The organism is Candidatus Methylomirabilis sp. (assembly GCA_036000645.1).
GTDB lineage: Bacteria > Methylomirabilota > Methylomirabilia > Methylomirabilales > JACPAU01 > JACPAU01.
In genome coordinates this window covers 1-19,321 of the sequence record DASYVA010000232.1, presented here as the reverse complement: position 1 = coordinate 19,321, position 19,321 = coordinate 1, and the positions used below count along the sequence as shown (strand labels likewise).

The 19,321-nt window shown below is 71.0% G+C and carries 23 protein-coding genes and 1 pseudogene; 23 read left to right on the top strand and 1 reads right to left on the bottom strand.

Features of this window, described 5'->3' with window-relative positions; genetic code table 11:
- From VGT06_13655 to VGT06_13605, 11 genes are all read left to right on the top strand, one after another.
- A partial coding sequence (locus VGT06_13655; GenBank protein ID HEV8664167.1) for a hypothetical protein occupies positions 1–306 on the top strand: 306 nt, incomplete at its 5' end.
- 85 nt (positions 307–391) lie between these two features.
- Entirely contained in the window at positions 392–877 is a 486-nt protein-coding gene (gene greA, locus VGT06_13650) for a transcription elongation factor GreA (protein ID HEV8664166.1), read from the top strand.
- 19 nt (positions 878–896) lie between these two features.
- The gene (locus VGT06_13645; GenBank protein HEV8664165.1) at positions 897–1,793 is read left to right on the top strand and encodes a fumarylacetoacetate hydrolase family protein; all 897 of its coding nucleotides are present in this window, start codon (positions 897–899) and stop codon (positions 1,791–1,793) included.
- A gap of 21 nt (positions 1,794–1,814) precedes the next feature.
- A complete protein-coding gene (locus tag VGT06_13640) occupies positions 1,815–3,026 on the top strand; it encodes an ABC transporter substrate-binding protein (protein HEV8664164.1) in 1,212 nt (403 codons plus the stop codon).
- Positions 3,027–3,041: 15 nt separating this feature from the next.
- A complete protein-coding gene (locus VGT06_13635; protein ID HEV8664163.1) occupies positions 3,042–3,914 on the top strand; it encodes a branched-chain amino acid ABC transporter permease in 873 nt (290 codons plus the stop codon).
- Positions 3,911–4,846, top strand: coding sequence for a branched-chain amino acid ABC transporter permease (locus VGT06_13630; GenBank protein HEV8664162.1), 936 nt, complete (start codon positions 3,911–3,913; stop codon positions 4,844–4,846). The genes VGT06_13635 and VGT06_13630 overlap by 4 nt, the downstream gene beginning before the upstream one ends.
- Entirely contained in the window at positions 4,830–5,588 is a 759-nt protein-coding gene (locus VGT06_13625) for an ABC transporter ATP-binding protein (GenBank protein HEV8664161.1), read from the top strand. Before VGT06_13630 ends, VGT06_13625 begins: the two co-directional genes overlap by 17 nt.
- Positions 5,585–6,280 (top strand): ABC transporter ATP-binding protein, encoded by a 696-nt coding sequence (locus VGT06_13620; protein ID HEV8664160.1) that lies wholly within the window; start codon positions 5,585–5,587, stop codon positions 6,278–6,280. The genes VGT06_13625 and VGT06_13620 overlap by 4 nt, the downstream gene beginning before the upstream one ends.
- Positions 6,281–6,367: 87 nt before the next feature.
- A complete protein-coding gene (locus VGT06_13615) occupies positions 6,368–7,024 on the top strand; it encodes a ferritin-like domain-containing protein (GenBank protein ID HEV8664159.1) in 657 nt (218 codons plus the stop codon).
- Between the two features lie 96 nt (positions 7,025–7,120).
- Positions 7,121–7,324 (top strand): hypothetical protein, encoded by a 204-nt coding sequence (locus VGT06_13610; GenBank protein ID HEV8664158.1) that lies wholly within the window; start codon positions 7,121–7,123, stop codon positions 7,322–7,324.
- A gap of 49 nt (positions 7,325–7,373) precedes the next feature.
- Positions 7,374–7,646 (top strand): ferredoxin family protein, encoded by a 273-nt coding sequence (locus VGT06_13605; protein ID HEV8664157.1) that lies wholly within the window; start codon positions 7,374–7,376, stop codon positions 7,644–7,646.
- 55 nt (positions 7,647–7,701) lie between these two features.
- Here VGT06_13605 and VGT06_13600 read toward each other — a convergent pair whose 3' ends face one another.
- A complete protein-coding gene (locus VGT06_13600; protein HEV8664156.1) occupies positions 7,702–8,424 on the bottom strand; it encodes a class I SAM-dependent methyltransferase in 723 nt (240 codons plus the stop codon).
- A 138-nt stretch (positions 8,425–8,562) separates the two neighbouring features.
- On the opposite strand from VGT06_13600, the gene VGT06_13595 reads away from it, so the two are divergent.
- The 12 genes and pseudogenes from VGT06_13595 to VGT06_13540 form a co-directional block, all read left to right on the top strand.
- On the top strand, positions 8,563–9,516 hold the full coding sequence (locus tag VGT06_13595; protein HEV8664155.1) for an ornithine cyclodeaminase family protein: 954 nt from the start codon (positions 8,563–8,565) through the stop codon (positions 9,514–9,516).
- Between the two features lie 69 nt (positions 9,517–9,585).
- On the top strand, positions 9,586–10,926 hold the full coding sequence (gene ugpB / locus VGT06_13590; protein ID HEV8664154.1) for a sn-glycerol-3-phosphate ABC transporter substrate-binding protein UgpB: 1,341 nt from the start codon (positions 9,586–9,588) through the stop codon (positions 10,924–10,926).
- A 117-nt stretch (positions 10,927–11,043) separates the two neighbouring features.
- The gene (gene ugpA / locus VGT06_13585; protein ID HEV8664153.1) at positions 11,044–11,922 is read left to right on the top strand and encodes a sn-glycerol-3-phosphate ABC transporter permease UgpA; all 879 of its coding nucleotides are present in this window, start codon (positions 11,044–11,046) and stop codon (positions 11,920–11,922) included.
- Positions 11,922–12,773, top strand: coding sequence for a sn-glycerol-3-phosphate ABC transporter permease UgpE (ugpE, locus tag VGT06_13580; GenBank protein ID HEV8664152.1), 852 nt, complete (start codon positions 11,922–11,924; stop codon positions 12,771–12,773). The genes ugpA and ugpE overlap by 1 nt, the downstream gene beginning before the upstream one ends.
- A gap of 30 nt (positions 12,774–12,803) precedes the next feature.
- On the top strand, positions 12,804–14,303 hold the full coding sequence (glpK, locus tag VGT06_13575) for a glycerol kinase GlpK (GenBank protein HEV8664151.1): 1,500 nt from the start codon (positions 12,804–12,806) through the stop codon (positions 14,301–14,303).
- A 221-nt stretch (positions 14,304–14,524) separates the two neighbouring features.
- Positions 14,525–15,157 carry a DUF3332 family protein gene (locus tag VGT06_13570; protein HEV8664150.1) on the top strand — a complete coding sequence of 211 codons (633 nt, stop codon included), beginning with the start codon at positions 14,525–14,527 and terminating at the stop codon, positions 15,155–15,157.
- 214 nt (positions 15,158–15,371) lie between these two features.
- Positions 15,372–16,298: a thioredoxin-disulfide reductase gene (gene trxB / locus VGT06_13565; GenBank protein ID HEV8664149.1), complete on the top strand. Its 927-nt coding sequence runs from the start codon at positions 15,372–15,374 to the stop codon at positions 16,296–16,298.
- A gap of 20 nt (positions 16,299–16,318) precedes the next feature.
- Positions 16,319–16,762: a heme-binding protein gene (locus tag VGT06_13560; GenBank protein ID HEV8664148.1), complete on the top strand. Its 444-nt coding sequence runs from the start codon at positions 16,319–16,321 to the stop codon at positions 16,760–16,762.
- A gap of 4 nt (positions 16,763–16,766) precedes the next feature.
- Positions 16,767–17,420 (top strand): hypothetical protein, encoded by a 654-nt coding sequence (locus VGT06_13555; protein ID HEV8664147.1) that lies wholly within the window; start codon positions 16,767–16,769, stop codon positions 17,418–17,420.
- Between the two features lie 37 nt (positions 17,421–17,457).
- Positions 17,458–17,775 (top strand): hypothetical protein, encoded by a 318-nt coding sequence (locus VGT06_13550; GenBank protein HEV8664146.1) that lies wholly within the window; start codon positions 17,458–17,460, stop codon positions 17,773–17,775.
- Positions 17,776–17,787: 12 nt separating this feature from the next.
- Positions 17,788–18,654, top strand: a pseudogene (locus VGT06_13545) (amidohydrolase).
- Positions 18,654–19,321, top strand: a 668-nt coding sequence (locus VGT06_13540) for a phenylalanine--tRNA ligase beta subunit-related protein (protein ID HEV8664145.1), incomplete at its 3' end; no start/stop codon positions are given. The pseudogene VGT06_13545 and the gene VGT06_13540, both read left to right, overlap by 1 nt.

Sequence of the window (19,321 nt, the reverse complement as noted above, 5' to 3'; positions counted from 1 at the left end):
TCCCTGTTGAATCGCGTGCGGGCCATCGTGGGGGGGCGGCCGCGGGCCAGCGCGGTGGCGGTCGCGGCCCTGCGGGTCCGCCGGGACGCCCTGGCGCGGCGCCTCGAAGAGGAGCGGCGGGCCTTCGCGGAGCGGGACCGGCTCTACCGGCAGCACCCGACCGGGCAGGGTGCGTTCTCCCCCCCGGAGGTGGAAGTGAAGCTGGCCAACCTCTACCGCATCCGGGTGGGGCGTCTGGAGGCAGATCTGACCGCCTGCCAGCGGGAGCTGGTCGCTCTGGAGGGAGGAGCGGGGGTCGAGTCCTGACGGCCGCCGCAGCGCGCGGCGGGCGCCCTGACGTCGGTGTCAGGGCGCTTTTGTTCTGGCTTTCGCAGCAGGAGGGACAGCGTCCGTGAGCGAGAAGTTCCCAATGACCCGGGAGGGTTACGAACAACTGAAGCGGGAGTTGGAGCGTCTGCGAACCGAGGGGCGGCGGAAGGCCAGCCAGGCCATCGCCGACGCTCGGGGCCACGGCGACATCTCGGAGAACGCCGAGTACGATGCCGCGAAGGAGCACCAGGCCTTCGTCGAGAAGCGCATCGGCGAGCTGGAGGCCAAGCTGTCCGCCGCGCAGGTCATCGACACGAGCAACCTGACGGGCGACCGGGTGACCTTCGGGTCCACGGTCCTCCTCCGGGACAGCAACGGGGGGGGCGAGGTCCGGTACCGGATCGTGGGCTCCGACGAGTCCGACGTGAAGCAGGGCAAGATCTCGGTCTCCTCCCCTCTCGCCCGGGCACTCATCGGCAAGGAACCGGGGGACGAGGCGGTGGTCCACGCCCCGGGCGGCAAGAAGACGTACGAGATCCTGAAGGTCAACTTCCCCTGGAAGAGCTAGGCCCCATCGGAGGTGGTGCGTGCACCTGGTGACGTTCGCGCGGGACGGCGCGGCCCGCCTGGGGAGCCTGGAGGGGGAGACCCTCTTCGATTTGCACGCCCTGGACGGCAGCCTCCCGGCCGACATGCTCACGCTCATCCGGGCCGGCGCCGCCCCGCTCGCCCGCGCCCGCGCCGCCATCACCGCTGCCCGGCGGCGCCTCCAGGCGGGGGAGGGGCCGGGGCTGGCGAGGGCGGGCCAGGTCTTTCCCGCCGGGGGGGTGCGGCTGCTCGCCCCGATCCCCCGCCCGGTCAAGAATATCTTCTGCGTGGGGCGCAACTACGTGGCCCACGCGGCGGAGCGGGGGGCCGAGCCGCCGGGGCACCCCGTCTTCTTCACCAAGCCTCCGACGGCCGTCATCGGCCCGGAGACGGAGATCGTGGCGGATGGCCTGACCCAACAGCTCGATTTCGAGGTCGAGCTGGCCCTGGTGATCGGTCGGGAAGGCAAGGACATCCCCCCCGAGCGGGTCTTCGAGTATCTCTTCGGCTACACGATCCTCAACGACGTGACGGCCAGGGATCTCCAGAAGACGCACCAGCAGTGGTTCAAGGGCAAGTCGCTGGACACCTTTTGCCCCCTGGGTCCGGCCATCGTGACGGCGGAGGTCTTTGCGAACCCCGAGGCCGTGGACATCAGGATGCGGGTCAACGGGGAGGTCCGGCAGGCGTCCAATACCAGCAAAATGATCTTCGACATCCCCACCCTGGTGAGTGTCCTCTCCCGCGGGATGACGCTCTGGCCTGGGGACATCCTCGCCACCGGGACGCCCGAGGGCGTCGGCGCGGCCGACGGCCGCTATCTCAAGCCCGGCGATCTGCTGGAGGCGGAGGTGGAGGGGATCGGGGTCCTGCGGAACCGGGTGGCGGCGGGGTAAGCCGGGAGGGGAGGAGGAGCCATGGCGGGGATGAGCCGGCGGCAGGTCTTGCGGACGGGGGTGGCGGCGGGGGTCTCGGCGGCCGCGGGGCTGGCGTTCCCCGCCCTCCTGCGGGCCCAGGGAAAGCCCCTGAAGATCGGGCTGCTCCTCCCGTACTCGAAGGTGTACGCCGTCCTGGGGGAGAGCATCACCAACGGCATGCGCGTCGTCTTCGAGGCCGAGGGCAATCGGGTCGCCGGCCGGCCGGTGGAGCTCCTGCGGGAAGACGACGAGGTGTCGCCGCCGGTGGGTCTGCGGAAGCTCCGCAAGTTCCTGACCAGCGACCAGGTGGACTTCGTGGTCGGCCCGGTCTCGAGCGCCGTTGCCGCCGCCATCCGGGATCCCATTCACCAGGCCAAGGTGATTCTCCTGAACGCCAATGCCGGAGACAACGCCCTCACCCGGGAGCGGTGCAGCCCCTACATCTTCCGGACCTCCTTCTCGAACTGGCAGACCTCCTATGGTCTCGGGGCCTGGGCGAAGCAGCACATCGGGGGGACCGCTTACCTGACCGGTTCGGACTACGCCGCCGGGTACCAGATCGTCGGCGCCTTCAGGGAAGCCTTCGTGGCGGCGGGAGGGACCGTGGTGGGCGAGTCCTACGTGAAGTTGGGATCCACCGATTACGCCGCGATCATGGCCAAGATCGGCGCGGTCGGCCCGGCCCTCTCCTTCTCCTTCTTCGCCGGCTCCGATGCCGTGCACTTCGTGAAGCAGTTCGCCGAGTTCGGGCTCAAGGGTAAAGTCCGCCTGACGGGGGCCGGCTTCCTCGTGTCCGATGATGTCCTCGAGAGCCAGGGGGACGCGGCCGTCGGGGCGGTGAGCACGCTCCACTACACCCGCACCCTCCAGAACCCCCAGAACCTGGAGTTCCGGAAGCGCTACCAGGCACTCACCGGGAAGCCGCCCGACGTCTACGCGGTCCAGGGCTACGACACGGCGCGGGTCATCCTGGAGGCGCTCCGGAGGACCGGGGGGGATACCACGGACCCGGAGCGGCTCTCCGGCGTCATCCGGGGGATCCAGTTCGAGTCCCCCCGGGGCCGGTTCCGCTTCGACCCCGCGACCCACAACGCCATCAACGACATGTACGTGATGGAGGTCCGGCGGGGGGACGAGGGGCTGGCCAACTATGTCGTGAGCGTGGTGAAAGAGCTGAAGGATCCCGGCCACTGCCCCAACATCACCGCCTGATCGGCACGAGACCCCATGGATCTGGCCTTCCTCGTGACGCAGGCGCTGAACGCCCTGCAGGCCGGGATGCTCCTCTTCCTCCTCTCCTCCGGCCTGGCGCTCATCTTCGGCGTCCTCCATGTGATCAACTTCGCCCACGGGGCCTTCTACATGCTCGGGGCCTACGTGGGGCTCACCGGCCTCGCCCTCACGGGACGCTTCTGGCTGGCCGTCCCCCTCGCGGTCCTCGTCGTCGGAGCCGTGGGTGCCCTGGTGGAGCGGGCCTTCATCCGTCGCCTGTACGGCGCCGATCCCCTGGCCCAGGCGCTCCTCACCTTCGGCCTGCTCCTCGTTCTGGACGAGGGGGTCAAGTGGCTCTGGGGCCCCCAGATCCGCTCCCTCCCGACCCCGGAGGCGTTGCGGGGGACCATCGCGCTGCTGGGAGTCCCCTACCCGGCCTACCGCCTGCTCGTGGTGGCGGTCGGGGGGGTGGCCGCCGTGACCCTCTGGCTCTTCCTCGAGCGGAGTCGCCTGGGGGCCATCTTGCGGGCGGGGGTGTCCGACCGCCAGATGGTGGCGGCCCTGGGGATCAACCTGGGCGTCCTCTTCGCGTTCACCTTCGGCCTGGGGGCGGGGCTGGCCGCCTTTGGCGGCGTCATGGCCGGCCCCATCGCCAGCGCCTACCCCGGGATGGGGGTGGAGGTCCTCATCAAGGCCTTCATCGTCGTGGTGATCGGGGGGCTGGGGAGCCTGAAGGGGGCCGCGGTGGGGAGCCTTCTGATCGGAGTGGCGGAGACCTTCGGCCAGGCACTCGCCCCGGACTGGGCGATGGTAGCCGTCTATGCCGTGATGGTCGCGGTCCTCCTCTGGCGCCCCACGGGCATGTTCGGGGCCGAGGCGGCGACGTGAGGTCGGCCCGCCTCGCAGCCGGCGCCGCGGCCGCCCTGTTCCTCGCGGCTCCCCTCGTCCTGCCCCCCTATCCCCTGGGCCTGCTCCTCGAAACCTGTCTCTTCGCCCTCTTTGCCATGAGCCTGGACCTGCTGGTGGGATGGGCGGGTCTCGTTTCCCTCGGCCACGCCGCCGCGTTCGGGCTCGGCGGCTATACCCTGGCTCTTCTCACCCTGCACGGCGGGGTCAGCCTCCTACCCGCCCTCGCCGGGGCGCTCCTCCTGGCGGCGGCCTGGGCGGCGCTGACGGGGGCCCTCTGCGTCCGGGGACGCGGCGTCGGCTTCCTCATGTTGACGCTGGCCTTCGCTCAACTCCTCCACACGGTGGCGTACAAGTGGACCTCCGTCACGGGAGGCTCCAACGGGCTCGCCGGGATCCCCCGCCCGCCCCTCGCCCTGGGACCGCTGGGCACCCTCCCGGTGCAGGGGGAGACCGCCTTTTACTTCGTCGCCCTGACCGCCGCCGCGGCTGGTGGCCTCCTGCTTCACCGGGTCGGTCGCTCCCCCGTGGGCCACATCCTGCAGGGGATCCGGGTGAACGAAGCCCGGATGCGGGCCCTGGGCTACCCGGTGGTCCGGTACAAGGTGGCGGCCCTGACCCTCGCCGGGGCGCTCGCCGCGCTGGCGGGCGCGCTGCACGCCGCCTATACCGGCTACGTCTCCCCGGAGAGCCTGGATTGGGTCAGCTCGGGGGAGGTCCTCATCATGGTCCTGCTGGGCGGGACCGGGACTCTCCTGGGGCCGGTCGTGGGGGCGGGGATCTTCCTGTTCCTGCGCGAGGTGGTGAGCACCCTGACCGAGCACTGGATGCTGTACCTGGGGGTGCTGTTCATGGCCTGTGTCCTGCTCTTCCCGCAGGGCGTGGTGGGGGTGCTCCGTGGACGCCGGGCCTGAGCGTCCCCTCCTCGAGGTTCGGGGCGCCGTCAAGGACTTCGGCGGCGTCCGCGCCCTCGGGGGCGTAAACCTGGCGGTGCGGGCGGGAGCGCGTCACGCCCTCATCGGCCCGAACGGGGCCGGGAAGACCACCCTCTTCCACCTTCTCGGCGGCCAGCTCGCCCCGACCCGGGGGCGCATCTTTCTGGAGGGGACAGACATCACGCCGCTCCCCCCCGAGGCGAGGGCCAGGCGGGGCCTGGCCCGCTCCTTCCAGATCATCAACTGCTTCCCGGACGCGACGGTCCTGGAGAACGTCCAGCTCGCTCTGCTCGCCCGCCATCCGGCCCGGCGGGCGTGGTGGCGCCCCCTGAACGGGACTGGGGCCCTGACGGCGGCGGCCGAAGGGCTCCTCCGGCGGCTGGGCCTGGCGGAGTGGGCGGGCCATGCCGTGCGCCAGCTCCCCTACGGCGGGCAGCGCCGCCTCGACCTGGCCGTGGCCCTGGCCGGCTCCCCCCGGCTCCTCCTCCTGGACGAGCCGACGGCCGGGCTCTCCCCGGAGGAGACCGGCGAGATGGTCGCGCTGCTCCACTCCCTCCCCCGGGAGCAGACGCTCCTGGTCATCGAGCACGACATGGACGTGGTCTTCCGCCTGGCGGACCGGGTGACGGTCCTGGCGGGCGGAGAGGTCCTTGCGGATGGCCCCCCGGAGGCCATCCGGGCCGACCCGGCCGTGCAGCGGGCCTACTTCGGGGTGGCCTGATGCTGGCGGTGGAGGACCTGCACGTCTTCTACGGGGAGTCCCACATCCTCCAGGGGGTGAGCTTCGCGGTGGAGCCGGGGGAGGTCTGCTGCCTCCTGGGGCGCAATGGGGCAGGGAAGAGCACCCTGCTTCAGAGCATCGTGGGGTTCGTCCCTCCGCGGGCCGGCCGGATCACGTTCGGCGGGGTCGCGCTCGTCGGGCTCCCCCCCCACCGGGTGGCCCGCCTCGGGGTCGGCTACGTGCCGGAGGACCGGCGCATCTTTCCGACCCTCACGGTGGAAGAGCACCTCCGGATCGCGGCGCGGCGAAGGAACGGCCCCGGTCCCTTCGGGGTGGAGGCGGTGTACCGCCTCTTCCCCCGGCTCCGGGAACGGGCCGCCGTGTACGGCCGGGCGCTCTCGGGCGGGGAGCAACAGATGCTCGCCATCGGCCGGGCCCTGGTGGGAAACCCGACCCTCCTGCTGCTGGATGAACCCTCGGAGGGTCTGGGCCCGCTGGTGGTCGCGGAGATCCGGCGTGTCCTGGCGGAACTGAAGGGGGCCGGTCTGAGCACGCTCCTGGTGGAGCAGAACCTCCCGCTGGCCCGGGCGCTGGGGGATCGCTTCGTCCTGCTCAGCAAGGGGCGCGTGATCTTCGCGGGACGGGCCGCTGACCTCCGGCCCGAGGACGCCCGCCGCTACCTGGGGGTGTGAGCGGGGGGCGGCCGCTTGACAATTCCGTCTGTATCCGGGAGACTGATTTTCAAGGGCTGGACAGGTCGGATTGGGGAAGGAGCGGGGATGGATGGGCCGGCCTTCGTCAGGGGGCTGGAGGAATCGCTCGATCAGGTGCTCCGGCGGCTTTCCCCGGAGGAGACGCTCCGGGCCGAGTTGGATGGGGCTCTCACCATCGAGAAGTTGTTGAGGATCGCGCTCCGGAGCGAGTTGGAGGCGACCGAGATCGCCGCCCGGTGGCTGGCGACCACCCCCGAGGTCGAGGTGAAGCTGGCCTTCGCGCGCCAGATCGGCGATGAGGCGAAGCACTACCGGCTGATCCAGGAGCGTCTCCGGGCACTGGGGGTCGATGTCACCGGGTTCAATCCCCTGGCCAAGGGGTACGGGGAGCTGTACCTGTACCTGACGAGCCTGAACGACATGGTGGAGCGGATTGCCGCCGCCCAGTTCACCCGGGAGGCCATCGCCACCGTCTGGAACCGGGAGTTCATCGCGTTCTGCGAGCGGCAGGGGGACGCCGAGACCGCCCGCCTCTACCGAGAGGTGATCCAGGCGGACGAGGGGTTCCATCACGAGTTGGGAAAGGAGCTCCTGGGCCGCTACGCCACAACCTCTCAGCAGCAGGCGAAGGCTCGAACCGCGATGAACCGGACCCTGGAGCTGGCGGAGGAGATGCAGGCCCTGAACGTCCGCCAGGGGATGCGACACGCCCCCACGTCGTAGTTGCGCGGGCACGCGTCGGGGGGTTGTTGGGGTTGACGGGACCGGGGGGCTGTGCTAGAGAACCGGTGCGCTGCCGCGCGGCCCGGAGGGGAGTCAGTGGACGCGGAGTTCTCCTGGGAGAAGGCTCAGGTCGGCTGCCCGAACTGCTCCGAGCTCCTGACGCTCCGCCCGGGCCGGACGGAGGTCTGGTGCCAGCGGTGCGAGGCCGGCTTCGAGATCCGGGAGGCGAAAAGCCCGTCCCACCCGGAGCGTCTGGTGCTCCTGCTGGCCCCGAAGCGGGCGGGTGCCTCCGGCGGCTGACAGCCGGCCCGGTCCGGGTTTCCTGGACAAGGAGAAGGAGTGCCCCGCGATGACCTATATCATTGCTGAGCCCTGCATCGGGGTGAAGGACCGGGCCTGCGTGGACGTGTGCCCTGTCGAGTGCATCTACGAGGGCGAGGATCAGCTCTACATCAAGCCGGAGGAGTGCATCGACTGCGCCGCCTGCGAGCCGGAGTGCCCGGTCACGGCCATCTTCGAGGAGAGCGCGGTTCCCGAGCAGTGGAAGGCGTTCATCCAGAAGAACTACGACTATTTCGTCCAGCACCCGGACGCCCCGGTGGCGCAGCGCAAGAACGCGTAGGGCGAAGGGCGGACCGAATCCCCCGGCTCGCGCCCGAGCCGGGGGATTTTCTTTTTCAGGCGCGCCGCAGCGTGAAGAGCAGCGTGCTGCGGACGGTGAGGGTGCGGCGTCCGGCCGCGAAGGCGGCCCGGAGCGCTTCCCCCCGTCCGTCCGCTGCCCACCGGTCCCACAGGGCGGCGCCGCCGAGGTAGGCCCGCGCCTCCTCCCAGCCCGAAAAGCGGAGGCGCTCGGTCTCGCGGGAGGCGGCCTCGGGCAGGAGGGCGGCCGCGGCGGCGTGCGCCTCCACCTCGGCCTCCGCGACGGCAAAGCGGGAGGGGCGCCCCGTCTCCCGCCACTGATCCGGATGGATCGCGGCGCAGACGATGGCGCCTCCCGGCCGGAGGAAGCCGGCGGCGTGCGCGAGGAGGCGGCCGCTGTAGCAGAAGTGGGCCACGGCGAGGTCGGCTGCCGCCCAGCCGGTCACCCCCGGCAGGTCTGCGGTCTCGACGTCCGCGTGGAGGAATCGGGCCCGGCTGAGCCCGTCGCGGGCCGCGGCCGCGCGCGCGGCGGCCACGGCGCGCGCGGCGCTGTCGAGGCCCACCAGGAGCCCCCCCGCGCGGGCCAGCGCGAGGGCCACCCGCCCCGCCCCGCAGCCCAGATCTACGACCCGCGTCCCCGGGGCCACCTCGGCCAGTGCCAGGCGCAGGAAGGTGGGGGTCAAGGGGGCGTGGTCATCGGGGGAACCCTCCCCGGGTCGGTACGTCCGGAGGAGGAGGCCGCTCTGCCACGTCCAGGCCACTCCCTTCCTTGACAAGTGGATGCCGTTGGGGAAAATGGTGGTGTTCCTCCGCGGTGGAAGAGTACGCCACCCGGGCCCGCACCAGCAACAGCGTGGGCTGAGCCTGCGCCTGCCCCCCTGTGCACCGGAGGCGCCCCGATGCCGCTCTTTCTCACCGACGATGACGTCGCCCGGCTCCTCACGATGCCCGAGGCGCTCGAGGCGGTGGAAGAGGCCTTCCGGCACCACGGGGAGGGCAAGGCCGTCAACCGTCCTCGCGCCCGGGTCCGCCTCCCCCAGGGGATCCTGCACGTCATGGCCGCCGGCCTCCCCCACGTGGGGGTCCTGGGCCTCAAGGCGTACACCACCTTCAGAGGGGCCGTCCGCTTCCACGTCCACCTGTACAGCGCCGAAGACGGGCGTCTCCTCGCCCTCATCGAGGCCGACCGCCTCGGGCAGATCCGCACCGGGGCGGCCAGCGGGGTCGCCACCCGGTACCTGGCCCGGCCCGACGCCTCGGTCGTGGGCATCTTCGGCACCGGCTGGCAGGCCCGCTCCCAGCTCCACGCCCTCTGCGCCGTGCGGCAGGTGCGGGAGGTCCGGGCGTACGGGCGCGACGCCGCGCGGCGCACCGCCTTCTGCCGCGAGATGGAGGCGGCGCTCCAGGTACCGGTCCGGCCCGCCCCGGAGCCGCGGGTCGTGGTCGAGGGAGCGGACATCGTCACCACCATGACCACGGCCAAGGCGCCTGTCTTTGACGGGAGGTGGCTGGAGCAGGGCACCCACGTCAACGCCGCGGGCTCCAACTTTGCGGAGAAGCAAGAGATCGACGAGGCGGCGGTGATGGCGTCCCGGCTCGTCGTGGTGGACAGCAAGGAGCAGGCCCGGATCGAATGCGGCGACCTGATCGCCCCCATCGATCGGGGCCTCCTGTCCTGGGACCAGGTCCACGAGCTGGGGGAGGTGGTCGCCGGCAAGATCCCGGCCCGGGAGCGCCCGGGAGACATCACCCTCTTCGAGTCGCAGGGTCTGGCGTTGGAGGATATGGCGGTCGCCGCGGTGGTCTACCGGAAGGCCCTGCGGGAGAAGGTCGGCCGGGAGCTTCCCCTGTAGTCCGGGGTGCGGGCCGCCCCCCGGAGGATCCGAGGCAGGCGTTTCCCCTTTTGGAGGAGGAGGGTACGGATGCGGACGAGACGGTACGCGCGCTGGCTCCTTGCCGGTCTTGCGGGCCTCGTGATCGCTGGCGGGCTCTCCCCGGCCCAGGCCGCGACGGAGATCACGTTCTGGTACGGGCTCACCCAGCCCCTCGGAGGGATGCTCGACCAGATCGCCGCCGACTTCAACGCGTCGCAGACCAAGTACCGCGTAAACGCCACGTTCAAGGGAAGCTACCCCGACACGATGGTGGCCGCGATCGCCGCTTTCCGCGCTGGCAACGCGCCGCACATCGTCCAGATGTTCGAGGTCGGCACGGCCACCATGATGGCCGCCCGGGGGGCGATCAAACCGGTCCATGAGCTCATGCGCGAAGCCGGCGTGCCCTTCGATCCCAATGTCTACGTCGCGGCGGTCCGCGGCTACTACAGCACTTCGGACGGCCGGATGCTCTCGATGCCGTTCAACAGTTCGACGGCCGTCATGTGGTACAACAGGGACGCGTTCCGCCGGGCAGGGCTGGATCCCAACAGCCCCCCCAAGACCTGGACCGAGCTGCGGGAAGCGGCGCGGAAGATTCGCGCGGCCAATGCGACCCCGTGCGGATTTACTGCGGCATGGGGGACCTGGACGCAGTTCGAGCAGTTCAGCGCGATCCACAATGTGCCGCTTGCCACGCGGGCCAACGGCATGGACGGGATGGACGCCGAGCTTTCGATTAACAGTCCCCTGCACGTCCGGCATGTTCAGACGCTGATCGACATGCAAAAAGAGGGCTCCTACAAATACGGCGGGCGTGACACCGCGCCCGAGGCGCTGTTTGTGTCGGGGGAGTGTGCCATCATCCACACCTCGTCCGGCTATCGCGCTCGCGTGATCCGCGAGGCGAAGTTCGACTGGGGTGTCGCGATGCTGCCGTACTATGAAGGCACGCCGGGCGCGCCGAAGAACTCCATCATCGGCGGGGCCAGCTTCTGGGTGATGACCGCGCCGCGCCGGACCGCGGAGGAGTACCGCGCCGTGGCGGAGTTTTTCCGCTTCATCAGCCGGCCGGAGGTGGTGGCCAAGTGGCATACCGACACCGGGTTCCTGCCGATCACGATGGGCGGGTTTGAGCGGGTGCAGGCCTCCGGCTATTACACGCAGAACCCGGGCGCGGATATTCCTTACCGTCAGTTAACGCGGACAGAGCCCACGGAGAACTCGCGGGGCTTGCGGCTCGGCAATATGCCGGAGATCCGCACCATCATCTATGAGGAGCTGGAGAAGGCCTTCCAGGGGCAGCAAACGGCCCAGCAGGCGCTGGCCAGCGCCGTCCAGCGCGGGAACACCGTCCTGCGAAACTTCGAGCGGGCCAACCGCCCGTAAGGGATTGCCAGCGCAAGCGCGTCCCTCCCACGTGGAGGGGGGCCGTTCGCGTCCCCGAGCTGGACCGCCGCGCGCTGTCGTGGCCTGAGGGGAGCCCGCGGAGACATCGAGCACCGGATGCGCAGGCGCGTCATCTTTCCCAACAAGGTCTTGCCCTACCTCCTCCTGGCGCCGCAGATCGCGGTGACGCTGGTCTTCTTCCTCTGGCCGGCCGGCCAGGCGGTCTACCAGTCCGTCCTTCTCCAGGACCCCTTTGGCCTCCGCACCCAAGTCGTTTGGCTCGAGAATTTCACCGTGGTGCTGACGGACCCGCTCTATCTTGATTCGTTCCGCGTCACGCTCATCTTTTCAACGGCGGTGACGGGACTCTCGATGGGCGCCGCGCTCCTGTTCGCGGTGGTGGCGGACACGGGGATCCGCGGAGCCACGACGTATAGGACGCTCCTGACCTGGCCGTACGCCGTGGCCCCCGCGGTGGCTGCGAGCCTGTGGCTGTTCATTTTCCATCCCTCGATTGGCCTGCTTGGCCGCCGCCTGCGCCAGGTCGGGATCGCGTGGGACTATAAGCTCAATGGCAACCAGGCGCTCCTCCTCGTCATCCTCGCCGCGTCCTGGAAGCAGGTGAGCTACAACTTCCTGTTCTTCTTCGCCGGCCTGCAAGCCATTCCCCCCTCCGTGATCGAGGCGGCATCCCTTGACACCGGCCCGGCCCGGCGGTTCTGGAGCATCGCCTTCCCGTTGATCTCGCCCACCACCTTCTTTCTCCTCGTAGTCAATGTGGTCTACGCGTTCTTCGACACCTTCGGCGTGATCCACGCGCTGACCGGCGGCGGGCCGGGCAAGGCGACCGAGACCCTGATTTACAAGGTCTACACGGATGGCGTCATCAACCTGGACCTTGGCGGATCCTCGGCGCAGTCGGTGATCTTGATGCTGGTGGTCGTCATCCTCACCGCGATCCAGTTCCGCTATATCGAGCGCAGGGTCCATTATTGATGCGGACCCGCCAGCGTCCCACCAACTGGATCCCCCATGTCATCCTGGTCATCGGCGTCGCCATTTTCGCGTTTCCGATCTATCTCGCGCTGATCGGCTCGACACACGACGGAGGGACCATTGCCCGGGGAGAGACGCCGCTGGTTCCCGGGCCGCACCTCTTGGACAACTATTGGCAGGCCTGGACGCGCGGGTCGAGTGAACGCGTCACGTCCGTCCCCGTGCAGGCGCTGATGTTCAACAGTTTGGTCATGGCGCTCGGCATCACCGTGGGCAAGATCGCGATCTCGCTGATCTCGGCGTACGCGGTGGCCTTTTTCGCCTTCCCGTTGCGGATGTTCTTCTTCTGGATGATCTTCATTACCCTGATGCTTCCCGTGGAGGTGCGGATTATCCCGACCTACAAGGTGGTGGCGGATCTCGGCATGGTCGACAGCTTCGCGGGACTGATTATTCCCCTCATCGCGTCAGCCACGGCGACGCTGCTCTTCCGACAGGTCTTTCTGACGATCCCCGACGAGCTGGTCGAGGCGGCGAAGATCGACGGGGCGGGGCCCCTGCGCTTCTTCTGGGCTGTGGTGATCCCGCTTTCGCGCACCAACATCGCGGCCCTGTTTGTGATCCTGTTCATCTACGGGTGGAACCAGTACCTCTGGCCGCTGCTGATCACGACCACCCGCAGCATGGAGACGGTGGTCATCGGGATTGTCAAGATGATCGGCACGGGCGATGCCCAGACCGACTGGCAGATCATCATGGCGAGCACCATCCTCGCGATGCTGCCGCCGGTGGCGGTGATCCTGTTCATGCAGCGCTGGTTCGTGAAGGGGCTGATCGAGACCGAGAAGTAGCCGGCGGACCGGGGGGGGAGGAGGGGGAGCGTGCGCGAGCCGGTCATCCTGGCGTTGGACCAGGGGACCACCTCCTGTCGAGCCATCTGCTTCGACCGGCAGGGGCGCGTGGCGAGTCTCGCCCAGCGCGAGTTTCCCCAGCACTACCCGCGGCCCGGGTGGGTGGAGCACGACCCCCAGGAGATCTGGGAGACGCAGCTCACCGTGGCCCGGGAGGCGCTCCAGCAGGGCGCCATCCCGCCCGCGTCCGTGGCCGCGCTCGGCGTCACCAACCAGCGGGAGACGGTCCTCTTCTGGGACCGGAGCACCGGCCGGCCGCTCACCCCGGCCATCGTCTGGCAGTGTCGGCGGACCGCCGACATGTGCGCGCGCCTGAAGGCGGCGGGTCACGAGGCCGCCATCCGCGGCAAGACGGGGCTGGTCCTGGATGCGTACTTCTCCGGGACCAAGGTGGCCTGGCTGCTCGAGCACACGCCCGGCCTGCGGGAGCGGGCGCGGCGCGGCGACGCCTGCGCCGGGACCATCGACTCCTGGCTCATCTTCCGGCTGACCGGGGGGGCGGCGCACGTGACCGACCCCACCAACGCCTCCCGGACCATGCTCTTCAATCTCCACAGCCGGCAATGGGACGACGACCTGCTGGCCCTCCTGGAGGTCCCGCGCCGCGCCCTGCCGGCAGTCCGGCCCTCCAGCGAGGTGTACGGGAGGACCCCGCGCGACCTGCTCGGCGCGGAGATCCCCGTCGCCGGGGCGGCGGGGGACCAGCAGGCGGCCCTCTTCGGCCAGGCCTGCTTCGGGCCGGGCCTCGCCAAGAATACGTACGGGACCGGTTCGTTCCTCCTGGTCCACACGGGGGAGAAGCCGGCCACCTCGACCCGCGGGCTCCTGACCACGATGGCGGCCACGGTGGGGGAGACCCCCGCCTACGCGCTGGAGGGGAGCATCTTCGTCACCGGCGCCGCGGTCCAGTGGCTCCGGGATGGCCTGAGACTCATCGACGCGTCGGCCGAGTCGGAGCACTACGCCGCCCAGGTGCCGGATACGGGGGGCGTCTACTTTGTCCCCGCCTTTGTCGGGCTGGGGGCCCCCCACTGGGACCCGTACGCCCGGGGGGCCATCCTGGGCCTGACCCGCGGGACAACCCGCGCCCATGTCGTCCGGGCGGCCCTGGAGGCCATCGCCTACCAGAGCCGGGAGGTGGTGGAGGCGGCGGAGGGGGACGCCGGAATCCGGATGGCTGAGCTCAAGGTGGATGGGGGGGCGGCCCGGAACGACTTTCTGATGCAGTTCCAGGCCGACATCCTGGACCGACCGGTCATCCGCCCGAAGGTCACCGAGACGACGGCCCTGGGCGCCGCCTACCTCGCGGGGTTAGCCGTGGGGTACTGGGCCGGCCTGGAAGAGATCGGGGAGAACTGGGGCGTGGAGCGCCGGTTTGAGCCAAAGATGGCGGCCGGGGAGCGGGAGGCGCTCTACGCCGGTTGGCGCCGGGCGGTCACGCGGGCGGCGGGCTGGGCAGCGCCCGGCTAGCCGATCGGGGGGACGAGACCCGGACTCGGAAAGGCATTGCTCGGCCTGCGGGTGCGCGGTATTGTAGCCGCGGCATGCCTGAGGGGGCGAGCCTGGTGGCACGGCCCTCGCATGGCCCTGTCCGCATGCGGCGGTGACAGGGTCGCCGGGCCGGGAGCGTGGGGGACAAACCCGGCCGCGTGGCTGGCGTGCTGGCCTTCACTTCCACACAGGGGGGGAAAATGCACCGCAGACCAATCATCCGGTGGGTGGCCGTGGCGCTCCTCGTGGCTCTACTGCCGCTGGCGACCTCCTGCTACGGCCGGTTCCAGTTGGTCCGGAACGTCTACGAGGCGAATAGCAGCGTGAAGGACAAGTACATCCGCAGCGCCGTCACCTGGCTGTTCGTCATCGTCCCGGTGTACGGGCTGGCTGGGCTGGTGGACTTCGTGGTGCTGAACGTCATCGAGTTCTGGCAGGGGAAGAACCCCGCCGCCAAGGGGGAGAGCGACCCGCTCATCAAGACGGCCCAGGTCGGCGGGGATCGCGTCGTCCAGACGATCCGCCACCGGGAGGGAGCCACCGAGATGACGGTGGAGCGCTTCCGGGACGGTGCCCTGGTGGATCGCTTGACCCTGCGCCAGCCCGATGGGAGCGATCGGGTGATCGGCTCACTCCAGGCCCCGGGCGCGCCCGCCGTCACCCTGCTCGCCGAGCGCGACGGGGAGGCGCTCCTCCTGACGCGGACGGTCGCGGGACAGGCCCCTGAGCATCTCGCTGCCGGCGCGGCGGACATCCGCGGCCTCGAGGCGCGGGTCCTGGCCGCTCTCGGCCCGGCGGCGCCGACGGCCCTCGCCCGCATCTCCACTCCGTAGACCCTCCCGCCCGGGCGGCGCACCCCACGGCGCCGCCCGGGCATTTTGCCCCCTTCCTCCTCGCCTCCTTGACAATTTCCGGGCAATCCGAAAGACTACGACGGCCGCTCCTCGTGCCACGCCGGGGGGCGGCGCGGCATCCTAAGGGGTGGCAGCGCGGCCGTCGCGGGGGGAGGTCCCCGCGGAGCTGGCGCCCTCCGGAGGGGGGATCGGCATGGAAGGCAAGGTGTGCATTCTGGGCTCGGGCCCGGCGGGGCTCACGGCGGCCCTCTACGCCGCCCGCGGCAACCTGGCCCCCCTCGTGATCGCCGGCGCCCAGCCGGGGGGGCAGCTGACCACCACCACCATGGTGGAGAACTACCCGGGCTTTCCCGATGGCATCATGGGGCCCGAGCTGATGGAGACCTGGCGGAAGCACGCGGAGCGGTTCGGCACCCGCTTCCTGGGGGCGACGGCGAGCAGGGTGGACCTGGCCCGACGCCCCTTCACGATCGAGACCGACGAGGGGACCATCCGGTGCCGGGCCCTGATCATCGCGACCGGCGCCTCCCCCATCCTCCTGGGGGTGCCCTCCGAGCAGCAGTACATGGGCCGCGGCGTCTCCACCTGCGCCACCTGTGACGGCTACTTCTTCAAGGACCAGGAGGTGGCCGTGGTGGGGGGGGGCGACTCGGCCATGGAGGAGGCCCTCTACCTGAGCAAGCTCTGCACCAAGGTCACCGTGATCCATCGGCGGGACAGGCTGCGGGCCTCCAAGATCATGGCGGAGCGGGCCCAGAAGAACCCCCGCATCACCTTCCAGTGGAACAGCGTGGTGGAGGAGGTCCTCGGCAAGGAGGGCCACGGAGTCCGGGGGGTGCGCCTCAAGCGGACGGACACCGGGGAGCGGTCCGAGCTCAAGGTGGACGGCCTCTTCATCGCCATCGGCCACTCGCCCAACACGGGTCTCTTCCGGGGGCAGCTCACGATGGATGCGCTCGGCTACCTGCGGGTCACGCAGGGGACCATGACCAACGTCCCCGGGGTCTTCGCCGCGGGGGACGTGGTGGACCACGTGTACCGGCAGGCGGTGACCGCGGCCGGCATGGGATGCATGGCGGCCATGGACGCCGAGCGCTGGCTCGAGCGGCAGGGGGAGTGAGGGGAGCCGAGATGCCGGTGGTGCGAAGTGGCGTCCGCCTGACCCTGGAGGGGGCGAAGCGCCTGCTCGAGGGGGCAGAGCGGCGGGCGGGGGAGCTCGGGGTCCCGATGGACATCGCCGTCGTGGACGACGGGGGGAACCTCCTCGCTTTCCACCGGATGGACGGGGCGAAGATCACCAGCATCGACATCGCCATCAACAAGGCCTTTACGGCGGCCGGGGCCCGGAAGGCCACGCACGAGTACGGGCCCGTCGCCCAGTCGGGCGGCCCGGCCTTCGGGATCCACGCCAGCAACCAGGGGCGCTTCGTCATCTTCGGCGGCGGCCTCCCCGTCTTCGTGGAGGGGCAGATCGTGGGCGGGATCGGCGTGAGCAGCGGGACTCCCGACGAGGACCGGGAGGTGGCCCAGGCCGGCATCGAGGCCCTGCAGGACGCGCTGAAGTCCGGCCCCGCGAAGGCCTGAGCCCGTGGCGGGCACGCTTCTCCAGCTGGACCTTCCCGAGGCAGCGGAGGAGGCTCTCCGCCTGGCCGATCTGCTCGGGGAGTACGCCGACGCGTTCGGCCTCCCGGGGGCCGGCGGCGAGGCCATCCTGGAGACGGCTGCAGCCCTCCGGGTCCGGCATCCCGACAAGCCGGTCTGTGTCGCCGCCCCACCCGGCGCCGAGGCGGGGGGCGCCTTCCTGGAATCGCTCGCGGGGCGCGCCCAGGTCCTCCGGGTGGGGGGAGACCTCCCCGTGGACGCCCTCCGGAGCCTCCGGGCGGCCACCCGGGAGCGGCAGGTCCGGCTCCTCGTGGATCTGACCGGCCTGCCCGATGCGGCGGAGCGGGCGAAGCGGCTGGCCCGCGCCAAGCCGGACGCGTTCCTCCTCCACGTGGCGCAGCGGGAAGCGGGCCGGGCGGACCTGGACCTGGAGGCGGTCGCAGCGGTCCGGGAGGCAGGGGAGCGGCCGGTCGCCATCGCCGCCGACCTGGAGCCGGTCGTCATGCCGCAGCTCCTCCGGTTCCGCCCCGAGCGCCTCATCGTGGGCCGGGCGGTGACCGGTGCCCCCGATCCCCGCCGCGCCGCCAACGCCCTGAAGGCCCGGATCGACGCCGTCCAGCGCCTTACCCAGTTCTTCTGAGGCAGAGCCGCTCGCCGGATGCGCGCAGGAGTCCCCGGTGCCCAAGTCCTCGCCTCGCTTCTCGCCGGAGGTGGCCGCCGTCCGGGCTGACCTCGTCGCGCTCCGGCGCCGCCTCCACCAGGAACCGGAGCTCGGCTTTGCCGAGACCCGGACCGCGGCGGCCGTGGCGGAGCAGCTGGCCGTTCCCGGCATCGCGCTCAAGACCGGTGTGGCCGGGACCGGGGTGGTGGCCACCATCCGGGGGGGGCGGCCCGGCCGGACCGTCCTGCTGCGGGCCGATATGGACGCGCTGCCGATCCAGGAGGCGACGGGCGCCCCCTACGCCTCCCGCGTCGCGGGGGTGATGCACGCCTGAGGGCACGACGGGCACACCGCCATCGGGGTGATGGCGGCGAGACTCCTGGCGGGCCGGCGGGACCGCCTCCCGGGCGTGGTCAAGGTGATGTTCCAGCCGGCGGAGGAGGGCCCGGGAGGGGCGCTGCCGATGCTCCAGGCGGGGATTCTCGAGGATCCGCCGGTGGACGCCGCCTTCGCCCTCCACCTCTGGAACGAGTATCCCGTGGGGACGGTCTGCGTCCGGCCCGGCCCCGTTATGGCGTCGGCGGATCGCCTGCGCGTCACCGTGCGGGGGAGCGGCGGGCACGCCGCCCAGCCCCACCTGGCGGTGGACCCGGTGGTGGCCGCCGCGCAGATGGTTCTGGCCCTGCAGGCCCTGGTGGCGCGGGAGGTGGATCCCGTTACGCCGGCGGTGATTACGGTGGCGAGCATCCACGGCGGGGAAACCTTCAACGTGATCCCGTCCGAGGTCACGATGGAGGGGACCATCCGCTGCCTCGACCCGTCCCTCCGGGAGGAGCTTCCCGTGCGGATCCGGCGGCTCCTCATGGGGATCGCCGAGGCCACCCGGACCGCGGTCGAGGTGCAGGTGGAGCAGCGCTACCCGGTCACGGTGAACCACCCCGACCTCGCACGCCTGGTGGCGGCTGCCGGGGCGGAGGTGGTGGGGGAGGAGCGGGTGGTGGAGCATCCCCCGGGGATGGGGGCCGAGGACATGGCCTACGTGCTGCACCGGGTTCCCGGCTGCTACTTCTTCATCGGCTCCGCCAACGCCGCCCGGGGGCTGACGGCCCCGCACCACAGCCCCCGCTTCGACTTCGACGAGGAGGCTCTCGCCATCGGCCTGGAGATGATGCTCCGGTCGGCCGAGGCATACCTCGGCGGGCGGGCGGCCTGATGGGACCGACAGTCCGGCTGGCGCCGGGGCTCCTCGCGCGCGTGCCGGGCCTCGCCCTCGGCGTCGCCCTCCTGGAGGGCCTGGCGGTTGCCCGCGAGGCCCCCGACCTGACCTCCGCCCTCGAGGCGTGCGCGGAGCGGATCAAGGGCGCGCTGGATCTGGAAGGCGTGGCCCGCCTCCCCGAGGTGGCCGCCATGCGGGCCACCTTCCGGGCGGCCGGGGGGGACCCGGGCCGCTACCGCCCCTCGGCCGAGGCCCTCCTCCGCCGGATCCTCCAGGGGAAGGGAGTCCCCAGGATCAACGCGGCCGTGGACGGGAGTACGCTAGGGTCCCTCGCCTTCCGGCTCCCGATGGGCGCCTACGATGCCGACCGGGTCCAGGGGGAGGTCACCTGCCGGATCGGCGACGGAGGCGACGGCTGGACCGCCATCGGCGGCAAGACGGTGGACGGGGAGGGGAAGATCCTCCTGGCGGATGCAGCGGGGCCGTTCGGGAGCCCCTACGCCGACGCGCTGCGGACGGCGGTGACGGGAGAGACCCATCGCCTGCTCCAGATTGTCTTCGCTCCGCCGGGCCTTCCGGGCGGCCGGCTGGAGGAGGCGGTGGCCTTCACGGCCGCCACGATCGTGAGCCACTGCGGCGGGGGCGTGGCGGCCCGCGGGGTCGT

Bases quoted from the DNA above. Each gene is read 5' to 3' on its own strand.
- VGT06_13595 (HEV8664155.1), top strand. From the start codon at position 8,563: ATGCCGCTCTTTCTCACCGACGATGACGTCGCCCGGCTCCTCACGATG.
- ugpE (HEV8664152.1), top strand. From the start codon at position 11,922: ATGCGGACCCGCCAGCGTCCCACCAACTGGATCCCCCATGTCATCCTG.
- ugpB (HEV8664154.1), top strand. From the start codon at position 9,586: ATGCGGACGAGACGGTACGCGCGCTGGCTCCTTGCCGGTCTTGCGGGC.
- VGT06_13570 (HEV8664150.1), top strand. From the start codon at position 14,525: ATGCACCGCAGACCAATCATCCGGTGGGTGGCCGTGGCGCTCCTCGTG.
- ugpA (HEV8664153.1), top strand. From the start codon at position 11,044: ATGCGCAGGCGCGTCATCTTTCCCAACAAGGTCTTGCCCTACCTCCTC.
- VGT06_13615 (HEV8664159.1), top strand. From the start codon at position 6,368: ATGGATGGGCCGGCCTTCGTCAGGGGGCTGGAGGAATCGCTCGATCAG.
- VGT06_13605 (HEV8664157.1), top strand. From the start codon at position 7,374: ATGACCTATATCATTGCTGAGCCCTGCATCGGGGTGAAGGACCGGGCC.
- VGT06_13640 (HEV8664164.1), top strand. From the start codon at position 1,815: ATGGCGGGGATGAGCCGGCGGCAGGTCTTGCGGACGGGGGTGGCGGCG.
- VGT06_13635 (HEV8664163.1), top strand. From the start codon at position 3,042: ATGGATCTGGCCTTCCTCGTGACGCAGGCGCTGAACGCCCTGCAGGCC.
- trxB (HEV8664149.1), top strand. From the start codon at position 15,372: ATGGAAGGCAAGGTGTGCATTCTGGGCTCGGGCCCGGCGGGGCTCACG.